Source organism: Colwellia sp. MB02u-6 (genome assembly GCF_014077095.1).
Taxonomy (GTDB): domain Bacteria; phylum Pseudomonadota; class Gammaproteobacteria; order Enterobacterales; family Alteromonadaceae; genus Cognaticolwellia.
Genome location: NZ_JACGVG010000034.1, coordinates 65,979 through 79,410, shown reverse-complemented (window position 1 = coordinate 79,410; position 13,432 = coordinate 65,979). Strand labels below are relative to the sequence as shown.

Sequence of the window (13,432 nt, the reverse complement as noted above, 5' to 3'; positions counted from 1 at the left end):
CAGCTAAGCCATATTAAATTTTTCAATAATCAGTCTATACCTGCTTTCATTATTAAAAAATAATTAACAGCTAGGCAACCGCTTTAGGTAGTAATATTTCACATCAATAGTTCAAATCAATAATGGCTCTAACCTTATCTAAGGTTGTTATCAGTTGGCGACTAAAATTAAATGTCATGATATGACTTTCTTTGCTTCCTTGGCGTAATAGTTCATTAAAATGGCTAATTTGATAATTATAGCCATGGGTTTTACAGTCAAAAAATACCGATTCTTCATTGTTATCGTTAATTAAGGTCACCGTTGAAGGACTATGAAAGCCACTGTTAATTTTAATAATGCCTTGCTCGCAATAAAAAATAGCTTCACTGGGGGTAGGCTCCAATAGTGTTGACGTTAGTGTTGCTACTGCATTATGGTAATTAAATACCATAATGCAGGAAGAGTCAGCGCCATTCTCAAAAAAACTTGCCTTGGCTGTTATGGTCTTTGGCACGCCAAGTGTTGAAAGTGCAGCAAAAATAGGATAAATGCCAATATCTAAAAGACTGCCTCCTCCTAGCGATTTTTTAAAAAGCCGAGACTCTTCATTGAAGACCTTAATAAAACCAAAATCAGCTTCAATTCTCAGAAGATTGCCATAAGTTTTGCGACTCAGCTCTGCTAAGACAAAGTTATAATGGGGCAGAAAATAGGTCCAAAGTCCTTCCATCAACAGAGTATTATGTTTAGTGGCAGCAGCAATCATACTATTCACTTCATCAATATTCATAGCAAAAGGTTTTTCACATAATACAGCTTTGCCCTGCTCTAAACACAACAGCGTATTTTCTTGATGTAAAGAGTGTGGCGTTGCTATATAAATAGCATCAATGTTTTCATCGTTTACTAACGCTTCATAACTACCGTAGGCTTTAATTGCTTGATATTTTTTGGCAAAGTCATCGGATTTTTGCTGTGTTCTTGATGCAACCGCATAAAGTTCAGCACCTTCTACGGTTAACAAATCTGTCGCAAACTTATTGGCTATATTACCTAAACCAATAATTCCCCAGCGTATATTTCTATTTTTCAATGACTTCATTGACTATTTCTCAATATAAAAAGTGACAGAAAAAGGAGTTTCTTATGTATCTAATCGCCCTAGAGATAGCACAACGACCTACAGCTAGAAAATACTTTCTTTAAATTATTCAACATAAATGAAACTACCAATAGTTAGCCTGCCTATTTGAGGATCTGAAGACAAACCTAATATCGGATTAATGTCACCTGAGTGTAAGGCCATACTGGGATAGATCACGGCTCTATTCATACCTGCAGCAACTGAATGAAATTGCTCAAACAGGCGGTTATCTGAGTTCACGTAGCAGGGGTTTTTATGTAACTGATGCGCAATAGCCTCCTTTTTTAGTTGCTGACCATAACTGACTAAACGCGCTGATGTTATGCGCTCATAAGCACTAGCCCGGTGTCGATAAAAAGAAGTTCCACCATGCTTGGGCTCACATAAGTAATGTACTACCGCCAATTGATTAATATTGGCCGTATCAAAATGCGGCAGCATTTGTATCGGCTTTAAATGCTCAGGAGCTCTATCTGAAACAGCAAATGCAGACATTAATGCTGTAGCAATAGTAGCGGTATCAAAACCAAAATATGATTTAAATAGTGATAAGTATTTTTTACAAATTTGTTCACTATATATGGCTGGTGCTAAAAAACGTTTGCCCGGATAGAAGTTTTGTTGATCGGCTCTAAATAATGAGCCATCACCCGCGCAGGAAATTAAATCATCAGGTTTGTTCGCAAAACCATCAATAATCAACAAGGGGATATTTTCTTTACCTATCGTCAGCTTGGTTAAGCTAGGGTTGTCATTTAGTGTAAAATCTAACATCGAATAATTTTTACTCTTGCTAAATCTCTAGTGATTAACTTAGAGACTTATTTTTTAAATCAATTAGTGTATGAATTTGCCCTAAAGATATCATCATTGTATGTATAGCAGACAATAAGCCACTTTGATGTAAAGATAAAATTTGTTCATTGTTTAATGTTGCGAGTTTTACTTCGTCAATGGTATATAAACCGGCTAATTTAGTGGCGCTTTGATTCATAAAAGTAATGTCTAACGACATGGGCTTAATTAATGCCATTGACGTGAGGGTCGCTATTAAGACTGTATTTTCTTTTTCACCCAGCAGTAGTTGCGACAGATTTGCTTTAACAGTTTTAAAGTAGCTAGATTCATCACCTTTTTCATCAAAAAGTGCCTGTCCGATTTCTTCTGATACCGCGGGACTATCGATATTCAAACAAACAGCAAGTTCGTTATGATGTTTTTCATCGCTCGTATCAACAAAAAATGGTTGCCGCCTTATTTGCAATGGCACATAAAGTCCTTGCCATTGTGCCTGCTGCCAAAATAAGTTTTCATTTTCCTCAAAGCCTAACATCGCAGAAAATACAAACTGTCCTGTGTCGCCATTTTTAGTCAGTACAATCGGATATTGCACCGCTAAATGAATAAACTCGGCTAAAACAACTGGAATCAGAGGTAAATTAGCACCATGGTGCTCAACTTTGTTGAGATCTACTTTAGTGTTTAAATGCTTTTTATTGTCTACTACAACTAAACTAGCCATGTATAATTTCTCTTGTTAGCTGATGACTTACATTCGGCTAAATTCGGTTAAATTCGGTTAAAACCAAATTCAATAATTTTATTAATTAATTCACGGTTTTTCGGTAGTGTCGATACCGCTTTGTCAGTGAGTTTTTTATTTTGCGCAAAATGATGTTGTGCAAAATCAATATTATCGAGTGCATAAGTATTTTGGCTATAATCGCTTTTAAAACCCATACCATATAAAACATACTGATAACTTGCTGCAGGAAAAACTTCATTATTACTGGTAAAGTCATGATCCGCGGGTGCTCGATATTGCCAAAGCGCCATCACTTCTTTTAAACTGTCAGGAATAGAGTGAGGATTGCGGTTATCGGTCCAAAAAGCGTTATCTGTTCTTTTACTTAAAATGTAATGTAACTTAAGAAAGTCGATGATTTTCCCCCATCGATAAAGAAATGTTTCATTAAAGCGCTTGGCGGCTATGTCCATAATGTCACGAGACTGCGGCAATTGTTCACTGATCATTTGTGCTGACAATTCTATCATGACCAAAGCAGATGCTTCTAATGGCTCTAAAAACCCTGCCGACAAGCCTACCGCCACACAATTGTTTTGCCACATTTTTTCTCTATGACCACTGACAATTGGAATTTTTCGTACCGTTAATGATGAAAATTTATCACCAATATACTTGGCTAATACTTCCCTGGCCTGCTCTTCAGATGAATATTTACTCGAATATACATAACCAACACCGCGGCGATGTTGTAAGCCAATATCCCATATCCAACCCGCTTCTTGGCCAGTTGAAACAGTATGAGAGGCAATTGGCGAATCAGCATCATCATAGGGCACTTGTACCGCTAACGCGGTATCAATAAATAATACGTCACTACAGCTCTTAAATGGCACTTGATAATGTTGACCTAAAAGCAGCGAGGAGAAACCGGTGCAATCAACAAATAGATCACCGGTAACATCCGCATTATTGTCAGTGCTCACTGATGCAATATCACCGTTTGGGGCTGAATTAACACCCGTAACGTTATCAATAATATGAGTAACCCCAAGCTTTTCTGTACAGTGTTTTTGTAAAAACACTGAAAACTTTACAGAATCTAGGTGATAGGCATAATTAGCAACTGCCGCAAATTCAGGCGTTCTAATCGTTTTAGGCGCTAAGCCATTTTCACAAACCGACTCTTGAAAACAAACGTCTTCAGAAAATGATTTAGTCCCTGCTTGGCCTTGCTTTGCCAACCAATGCGCCGCTAAGTCACCTTGTGAAAATCCTTGTGGAAGCACTAAGGGATGATAATAAAAATCATCTTCACTGCCATCAACCCATTTAGCAAATTTTGCGCCTTGCTTAAAACTGGCATCACATTCACGAATAAAATCTGTTTCACTGATACCTAAAGCACTCAGCGTACTGCGCATAGTGGGCCAAGTTCCCTCTCCAACGCCAATAGCAGCGATATTAAGAGACTCAACTAAAACCACAATTAAACCTTGTTCCGTATTACTTTTATGTTTTGCGGCTAAACGCCCAGCGGTAAGCCAGCCCGCTATTCCGCCACCCACAACAACAACTTTTTTGGTCAATTTATTCATAACTAATCTGCTAATGTTATTTTAGCTCTCGTGTAGTAAGAGAGTAGTGAAGTAGACTTTTACTTCTAGAGGAAGTAAAAGTCTTTATGCATAACTAAGATTATAAATTACTAAGCTTAGAAACTACCGCGTACGCCTAATGAAATACGACGGCCACTATCAACAACGTCGAGTATTTGATTAGAGAAACGACCACGGCTATGAGTGTATTCTTCAGTTAAGTTAATACCCTCAACAAACACGGTGATTTTTTCAGTGACATCAAAACTAGCACTAGCATCCCACTGTGCGTAATCTTCAACGTATGTCACACCATCACCGCCACCTTGGCTAAGGCTTTGCAAGAAAGTGTCACGCCAGTTGTAAGCGATACGTGCTTGTAATGGACCATTTTCATAAAAAGCTACTAAGTTAGCTGAGTCACTTAAACCGGTAACCGCAAATACTTGTGTAATGTCGGTATTATCAAGTTCAGCATCACTATCAACAAGTGTTGCGTTCGCTAAAAGACCAAAACCTGTGTCTCCAAAAGTATGCTGGGCTGCAATTTCCCAACCATCTACTATTGCTGATTCACTATTACTAGGAGCCGTATTAGTAAAAAATGCCACACTATCTTCACTATCAGGCGCACTAACATCAGTACCCGTAGACGGATCTGTTAATAAACTACTATTAGCTGTTACAAAAGTTTTTGCTAGCTTGGTGTTGGTAATAAAGTTAGTAACATGCTTTCTAAAATAACCGGCAGAAACATAGCTTGCTTCGTCATAATACCACTCAAGTGACAAATCTAAGTTATCAGAACTAAAGGGTACTAAACCTGAATTACCACTTGACGACTGTAAGTTACCTTGACGAGTCGTTTCCAGAGAAGTGATAGCTCTTAAACTACTTAAGGTAGGACGTGTTAAGGTTTTTGAAACCGCTACACGAGCAATTAAGCCTTTATTTATTTCTAATTTAACACTGAAATTAGGTAAAATTTCACTGTAACTATTATTTTCCATAAAATTAGTTGTATCACCGTATGCCGCCAACATTTCAGTTGCATCCAGAATACGTAAACTTTGAGGGTTTGCTTGCGAAGCACTCACCACAACATCTGTAGTTTCATAGCGGAAACCTGCTGTACTAGAAATAAACATATTGGCTATTTCACCATAAAAATCAAGTTCTAAGTACAGAGACGCTGTTTCTTCTTCAACTTCAAAAGAGTTATTGGTTTTAACGGCGTCAAAATCGACGCCTTCAATATTACCTAGGAAATCAAATAAGGCTTCACCATCAAAAGTTAACCATTGTGTTGGTGAACGGCCACTACCACTTACACTACTTAAAAAGTCATCACCGGCATCAAATACTTCCTGAAGGAAAGCGCTAATATCTGGAAAATCTTTATAGTTGCAGTAAGTACAATGAATGCCGCTTTCATCATTATTCCAGGTATTTACCGTTTTAGTTTCAGACGAGAACATAGCACCAAATCTTGCTTTAGCAAAACCTATGTCAGCATCAGCCACCCAAACACTGTCCCAGCGAAACTGCATAATATCGTCTTCAACTTCATCACCACCACGGATCATCACGTGTGCGCCGCTGTTAGCTGTATCTAAATAATCAGATACACCTGCAGGAGCAACATAATCAGGACTAGTCGGGTCTTGGTTAACACCATCGCCTTCTTGCTGACCACTGTATATTGAATCATTAGCTGTTGCGAAGTCTGAGTAATAAGGCAAAATATTATCATCAAGATTCCATTGAACACGGTTAGCATAGCCTAACAGCGCTAAGCTACCGCCTCGACCATTGTTAGCCGCGCGTGTTGCATTTGAGTTACTAATATCAAACTGCATATTTAAGTTATCATTAATATCCCAGTCAAAATTAAGACCAAATGAAGTAGACTCTGTTAAACGATCGCCCTTTTTCGCATGAAAATCAGTTGCTAAACCCACTTGTTGATACATCTCAGTAACCGTACCATTTTCATCAACAATAATGTTTTCTGCGTTATCAGAAGTAAACCAGTGACCATAAGATGTAGTATCAGAATTAACATCAAAATCAGAATATAAAACATCCGCAGTAACGATTAAGTTATCCGCAGGCGCATACTGTAAAACTAAATTAGCATTAGTACGTTCACGTTTTTCAGTAGTAACTAAAGAATCAAAGTTTTGAGGAATAAAGACGTTACCTACGTAATCATCTCCTGATACTGTTTTTGGTGTCCCACGAGTGAATGATGAATTTTCTCGCCAACCAGCAGATTGTGCTCTATTTAAACGTGTTTCACGCTCTAAATAAGAAACAGCAAATAAAGTACCAAAAGTTTCATCGTTAAAGGTATCACTGATTAATAAAGAGGCTTGTGGTGTGGTCTCTCCACTATTGCCATCGTAAATACCTTTAATGCTACCCGCTAACTTAAAGCCACCAATAGCGAAAGGTTTAGCTGTTTCAATATTAATAGTAGAACCGATGCCACCAGATTGCATGGTTGCTGTCGATGTTTTATGCACATCTAGCGTTTTCACCATTTCAGCCGCGATGGTATCAAAACTAAAGTCGCGACCTGCGCTTTCAGTTGCTTGTTGACGACTATTAACTAATACCGTGTTAAATTGTGGACCAAAACCACGGACAGTAATTTTTTGACCTTCGCCGCCTGAACGATCAATTGAAACACCTGAGATACGTTGCAGTGACTCTGCAAGGTTAGTGTCTGGAAATTTACCAATATCTTCTGCTGAAACTGAATCTACAACACCACTTGCTTCACGTTTGGTGTCTATAGCACGACTTAATGCCCCCCGAATCCCCCGAACTTCAATTATTTCTACTTCTTTAGCTATACTTTCTGTTTCTGCAATTGAGGGTGCTGTTTCAACTAAAGGTAAAACCGCTAATACTGCACTAGCTACTTTATTTTTTTTATAATGTGTCCCGTTGTTTGTTTTCTCAAATCTTGAATCTATTAAGATAGATAACTGCCCACTCTCGCTAATATCTGTTTTAAGCCCGCTATTTCTAAGTAATTTAATCAGCGCATCCATCATAGAAAAACTACCTGAAACGCGATTTGTTTGCTTATTCGCAATGTTATTTAACGGAAAAAGTAATGTTATATTGGCCTGTTCAGCAAAACTTATTAACGATATGTCAGCTCTTTGTCTGGGGATATTGAAAGATATTTTTTCCTTGGCATGCACCCAACTAGGTAGGCTAAAAAGCATAACAATACAGAAAAAATGTACTTTAACTTTCCAATATCCCACATGTATAGATTTTCGCCACAAATAAAACAAAGACGACTGGTCTATTTTTTTCCTCCATAAGGATTTAGAAATTATGGTTAAATTATTTTTTGAGAGCAAACCCATCATTAATTTTTTTAAGCCTTATTTAATTTTTATGGTTCTTTTTATTGGCAAAAAACGAAAGTCGAATAAAACAAAAATACACACTAAACACTTAAAGAGACTAATAATTCAAGCGGCCACCCAATGATTTTTAGACTTGTTTAACGTTACTGTGTATATTTTGTTTGTCACAACTAAATTACATCTGATCGACCATATTCAACTCTACGCTGAATTACAAGCGCTGAATAGATTCAATAGCAGCGAGTTTTGTAAAACACATTTAAAAGTAAATATTTGTTGATACGTTGTAATATGTTATTTATCGATAGCGGATTTTTTAACATGAATCGTCTTAGTTGTTACTAAGGTAACTTTATGGTTTACACAGCAAACGTTAACTATAGAACATTATCAAAAATTACAATCATAAATAGAAGTAACCTAATGTCGAGCGATACCTTATTTTACAAAATATATTTAGCATCGAGAAAAAGTATTTCTCGCGTGGTATCTCGCATTGTTCCTCCGGATGAAATTGAAGATATTGTTCAAGAAACCTATGTCCGTATTTGCCAAATAGAAAATAAAGAAAATATTACTTCACCAAAATCGTTTATGTATAGAACGGCACGGAATTTAGCGCTAGATTATCAAAAAAGAGCCGGTGTTAAACTTGTTGACCGTGTTGACGATCTGCAAGCTTTGGAGTGTTTATTATCAAATGACGTTGATGAAATGTATGAAAACACCTTAATTAACAATGAATTTTCGCACTTTTGCGAAGCCGTCAGACAATTACCCACACAATGTCGCAAAGTTTTTGTATTAAAAAAAGTGTATGGATATTCGCAGCGTGAGATCGCTGCTCAATTAGGCCTTAGTGAAAGTACCGTGGAAAAACATATAGCAACCGGCATGAAGCGTTGCACGCTCTTTATGCGAAACATTAATAAACTAGAGAGTAAATCTTCTGCTAGCACTTCTCAAAGTATTGCTGGAGGCACTCATGAATAATGTTCATCAAATTAATAAAAAATCGACTCAACGACAATCTGCTGAGCGGTTAGAAGAAACTCGCTTAAATGATGCTAGCGATTGGATCGCCAAATTAGATCGTAGCTTAACTACATTAGAAAAAAAGCAGCTAACTGAATGGTTATCGACTGATGTTTTAAATATTGAAGTATTATTTGAAGTAGCGCAAATGTGGGACAAAATGGACCACTTAAGTCGTTTATCTGATATTTTTCCACAAGCTAACATTAAGAAAAAACAAACAAGAAATGCCATTGCCGCTATGGCTGCTTCATTCATTGTCGCATTAACACTCATGCTTTATCAAAGTGGCTCCAACCTTTTACCTTTTGCCCAAAGCACATCTGCTATCGTTGCAATGCAGGCAAGTTATCAAACAAATATTGGTGAAAGTAATACCATTAATTTACCTGACAACAGCAAAATAGTGCTTAACACTAATAGTTTTGTACAAGTTAAATATAGCCAAAACTCTCGAATAATTGAGCTACTACGTGGTGAAATTCATATCGATGTGGCACACGACACTGCACGGCCCTTAAGTGTTATTGTTGGTGGTAAGGTTATTCAAGCCGTGGGGACTGCTTTTAACGTCGAAGTGCGTAATAACTTAGTCGAATTGATTGTCACTGACGGTAAAGTGTTGGTTGCACAAAAAGATAATGCCCTTGGCGATGAAATTGAGCAGATAGTAAAAAGACTACCAAAAAATTCGATGGCGATATCCAAAGGCGAAAAAGTCGACTTAGACATCTCGGGTAAAACACAAGAGAAAGTCATAAAAGTAGACCCTATAGAAATGGCGGCTAACTTAAGCTGGCGTCAGGGAAATTTAATATTTCGTGGTGAGTCGCTTGCAGAAACAATGGCAGAGATTAGCCGCTACACTGATATAGAATTTGAATTAGCTGATGATAAAGAACTTCAAAAGGTACAAGTCGCTGGTATGTTTAAAACAGGCGATGTAATTGGCTTACTTGATGTACTGACGCGTAATTTTAATATTAGCTATCAAAAAGTTGGCCCACATAAAATCATCTTAAAATATGCTGGTTAATGCTTGCATTACATAAAAACCAAAGGCTTAGCTTTTCATATTAAGCCTTCAAAAAAAGCCTTTAAACCACAGTTATAGATTGACCATTATGCAAAATAATGGTTTTTTTTATTTCAAGCGCTTAATTAAAAAATTAACACAATAACAATAACAATAAAGGAAATAGCATGACTGAACAAACACATTTAGCTGGTTTAAATGGCACACAACAAACACCAGAAGAAGTTAATTCCTCGGTTTTATATGTACTCTTTATTTCTTCTGTCGCTGCTTTAGGTGGTTTTCTTTTTGGTTTCGACTCCGGCGTTATCAATGGCACAGTGACAGCGTTAGGCAATGCTTTTCAATCCAATGATGTGGCAACCGGATTTAATGTCGCCTCTGTTCTATTAGGTTGTGCCGTCGGCGCATTAATGGCTGGACCGATTTCTGACCGTTTTGGCCGTAAACCCATCATGATTGTTACCGCCATAATATTTGCTATCAGTGCCTTTGGCTCAGGTATATCAGATACTTCTCTTGAGTTTATTTTTTATCGACTCATCGGCGGCTTAGGTATTGGTGCTGCATCTGTTTTAGCGCCTGCTTATATTGCAGAAGTTGCACCTGTTGCATTGCGTGGTCGCTTAGCGACTCTTCAACAACTCGCGATAGTACTAGGTTTATTTGCCGCATTTTTAAGTAATTATATTATCGCCTCATCAGCAGGAAGCGCAGGAAATTCATTTTTACTCGACCTATCAGCTTGGCGATGGATGTTTTGGGTCGAATTAATACCAGCGACATTGTTTTTAATTGGTGTGTTGTTTATTCCAGAATCACCACGTTATTTAGTCGCAAAAGGCAATATAAAACAAGCACATGGTGTATTTAAAAAAATATCAGCTGGCACCGAAAACGAGCTTGTTGATGAAGTAAAAAAATCATTACACGGCAATAAGAAAACTCATCTTGCCGATTTGTTTATTGATGGTAAAAAGAATATACATCCTATTATTTGGGTCGGTATTGCACTTTCTGTTTTTCAGCAATTTGTTGGTATTAATGTTGTTTTTTATTATGGCGCTGAGCTATGGCAAGCGGCAGGCTTTGATGAGTCGCAATCGCTCTTAATCAATGTAATGACGGGAACAACCAATATAATTTCAACCTTTATTGCCATTGCTTTAATAGACAAAGTTGGCCGCAAGCCGTTGTTATTAGTCGGTAGTATCGGTATGTTTATTAGTTTAGGTATCTTAAGCTTTATTTTTGGTAGTGCAGGCTTTGATGAATTAGGTAAGGTAGCATTATCGGATGCGATGGGAACTTTCGCTTTGGTTACTGCTAACTTATTTGTCGTGTTTTTTGGCTTAAGTTGGGGCCCAGTTGTTTGGGTATTATTAGGCGAAATGTTTAATAATCGTATTCGCGGTGCCGCTTTAGCAATTGCCGCTAGTGCCCAATGGATAGCAAACTTTGCCATTACCATGACCTTCCCTATTATATTAGGCTCAATTGGTTTAGCAGGCGCTTACGGTTTGTACACCATATCTGCGTTTATCAGTATTTTCTTTGTTGTGAAATATATCAAAGAAACCCGTGGCGTTCGTTTAGAAGAAATGGAGTAACCTTTCAGGTTGATAAGGTTCGTAAGCTTAAATGCTATCGAACCTTGTTCTATATGCCATGGTTGAGCAAATTGACAACGTAAGTGAAGCAAGTGGTGTGAATATAATTTATCTGTTTAATGTAAGCGTTCTTGTCTAAATAGTCGATTACCTGGTATGAGTAAAGGTTGTGTAAAACACCTAGCTCTTATCTTATCTGTGGCTAGCAATAATATTTAAGATTAGTTTCATATACGACAGTGAGGTTTTAAAAAACTATAGACATATTAACTTATTTTTGAAAATCACCCTTCAGTTATCATTTCTGATATTCAACCTCAAAGGATAATAAGCACTTTGTATTCTTGGTGTTTTTCAAAACAGTTATGAGCTATTAATTTTTTGTCATTTAATCCAACTAATCAAATTATGTTGCTTGAGCAGAGAAGAAAACCTATTTTTTATGTTGTCGAAAAAACAGGTCGCTAATTCAAAGCTTGAGTGAGCCTATAGAGATAGCTTATCGCTCATAACATAGAAAGTGGCTGTATTAACTGATCTAGCATTAAGGGTTAAAGCGTAGTAAAAGGTTAATCATGGTTAAATTAACAAGGTCATTATGGATTCATTAACACAAGTTGTCTTAGGTGGTGCGGTTGGTTATGCGGTATTAGGCAACAAAGTTGGCCACAAAGCCGCCATTTATGGTGCTCTTTTAGGGACCTTGCCTGACTTAGATGTTCTCCTGCCATACAGTGGTGAAGTAGAAGCTTTTACTTACCATCGAGGATTTAGTCACTCGCTGTTAATACACTTGTTAATCAGTCCTTTTATTGTCTGGCTACTAATCAAATATCATCAAGCTACAGCAATTTATAAGAAACACTGGTTTTGGCTAGTTTTCCTTTGTTTATCTACTCATGCGATTTTAGACAGCTTCACGGTTTATGGTACACAATTGTTGTGGCCTATCACTGAGTATCCCTTTGCAGCCTCTAATTTATTTATTATTGACCCCATGTATACCTTGCCGTTATTGTTTGCGTTTGTTGTTATTTTTTTGCCCAGAATCAAGCCAGCAAAGATCGCAAAAATCAATCATTTTGCATTAGCCATAAGCTGCCTTTATATTTTTTGGTCTTTAAGCGCAAAATTTTATATCGACAAAAAAGTAGCAATTGCGCTGAATGATAGGCAGATAGAAGTCGACCATTATTTGAGTACCCCTGCGCCTTTTTCCACCTTACTTTGGCGGGTATTGGTAATGTCAGACGGTCAATATTACGAGGGTTATCTCTCTGTGTTTGACTTAGCATCAGATGTAAGTTTAGAGGCCTATCATTCGTCAGATGCTCTACTTACTAATATCAAAGATGAATGGGATGTACAGAGGCTTCAATGGTTCACTAAAGGCTTTTATTCAGTCAAAGCAGAAGAACAGAATATTGTTTTATCTGATTTACGTATGGGTGTGGAATGCCGTTATGTGTTCAATTTTATTCTCGGCGAACAAACTAGCAAAGGGATTGTTAAAAGCGAGGTTGAGAAGGTGAGTGAACGACCTGATTTCAGTATGCTTGGCAGTATTTGGGAGAGAATTTGGGATGCTTCAGTTTCATTGGCTCCACTTAAAAAAAACGGTGTGTGTCAATAGGGAAAGTTAATTGTATAGCGACGCTTAACAAGACGGGCATATTAAATAGTAAATGCCCCCAGTCGGCCAGCGAACAGCGTTGTAAGCTATTAATTTTTTTGTCGCTTAATCGGAAAAACCTGTAGTGACATAGTTAATTTGGCCACCTAACTAGAGGTGTTATTATGCACCTCATCAAACTTTAGGTGACACTATGACAAAAAGAACCAAACCCAATTTCACAGCAAAATTCAGACTTGAATGTGCTCAATTAGTCCTTGATAAAAAATACGTTATCATTAAAGTAGCTCAAGTGATGAATGTAGGTAATTCGTCATTAGATAAATGGGTTCATCAATTAAAAATGAACGTAATGGCCTCACGAGTAAAGCGATGCTATAAACGCCAGATCAACTTGAAATTCGTCAACTTAAAAAACGTATTGCTCGCATTGAATAACAAAGAATATGAACTCTCTTCTTTATTAGCCTCTTGAGC

General features: G+C 37.4%; 8 protein-coding genes and 2 pseudogenes. 5 read left to right on the top strand and 5 right to left on the bottom strand.

Annotated features, from left to right (window positions below):
• Positions 1-103: 103 nt before the first annotated feature.
• The 5 genes from H4J46_RS09045 to H4J46_RS09025 form a co-directional block, all read right to left on the bottom strand.
• On the bottom strand, positions 104-1,084 hold the full coding sequence (locus tag H4J46_RS09045) for a Gfo/Idh/MocA family protein (protein WP_182233180.1): 981 nt from the start codon (positions 1,082-1,084) through the stop codon (positions 104-106).
• A gap of 105 nt (positions 1,085-1,189) precedes the next feature.
• Positions 1,190-1,900, bottom strand: coding sequence for a DUF6445 family protein (locus tag H4J46_RS09040; RefSeq protein ID WP_182233179.1), 711 nt, complete (start codon positions 1,898-1,900; stop codon positions 1,190-1,192).
• Positions 1,901-1,934: 34 nt separating this feature from the next.
• Positions 1,935-2,648: a SapC family protein gene (locus H4J46_RS09035; protein ID WP_182233178.1), complete on the bottom strand. Its 714-nt coding sequence runs from the start codon at positions 2,646-2,648 to the stop codon at positions 1,935-1,937.
• Between the two features lie 47 nt (positions 2,649-2,695).
• Entirely contained in the window at positions 2,696-4,249 is a 1,554-nt protein-coding gene (locus tag H4J46_RS09030) for a tryptophan halogenase family protein (RefSeq protein ID WP_182233177.1), read from the bottom strand.
• A 116-nt stretch (positions 4,250-4,365) separates the two neighbouring features.
• On the bottom strand, positions 4,366-7,638 hold the full coding sequence (locus H4J46_RS09025) for a TonB-dependent receptor (RefSeq protein ID WP_182233308.1): 3,273 nt from the start codon (positions 7,636-7,638) through the stop codon (positions 4,366-4,368).
• 426 nt (positions 7,639-8,064) lie between these two features.
• On the opposite strand from H4J46_RS09025, the gene H4J46_RS09020 reads away from it, so the two are divergent.
• The 5 genes and pseudogenes from H4J46_RS09020 to H4J46_RS09000 form a co-directional block, all read left to right on the top strand.
• Entirely contained in the window at positions 8,065-8,634 is a 570-nt protein-coding gene (locus tag H4J46_RS09020) for an RNA polymerase sigma factor (protein ID WP_182233176.1), read from the top strand.
• Positions 8,627-9,712 (top strand): FecR family protein, encoded by a 1,086-nt coding sequence (locus H4J46_RS09015; RefSeq protein WP_182233175.1) that lies wholly within the window; start codon positions 8,627-8,629, stop codon positions 9,710-9,712. Before H4J46_RS09020 ends, H4J46_RS09015 begins: the two co-directional genes overlap by 8 nt.
• Before the next feature lie 158 nt (positions 9,713-9,870).
• Positions 9,871-11,322: pseudogene (locus H4J46_RS09010) on the top strand (sugar porter family MFS transporter); the annotation flags it as partial.
• 598 nt (positions 11,323-11,920) lie between these two features.
• Positions 11,921-12,955 carry a metal-dependent hydrolase gene (locus tag H4J46_RS09005; RefSeq protein ID WP_182233173.1) on the top strand — a complete coding sequence of 345 codons (1,035 nt, stop codon included), beginning with the start codon at positions 11,921-11,923 and terminating at the stop codon, positions 12,953-12,955.
• Between the two features lie 193 nt (positions 12,956-13,148).
• Positions 13,149-13,333, top strand: a pseudogene (locus tag H4J46_RS09000) (transposase); the annotation flags it as partial.
• Positions 13,334-13,432: the final 99 nt, after the last annotated feature.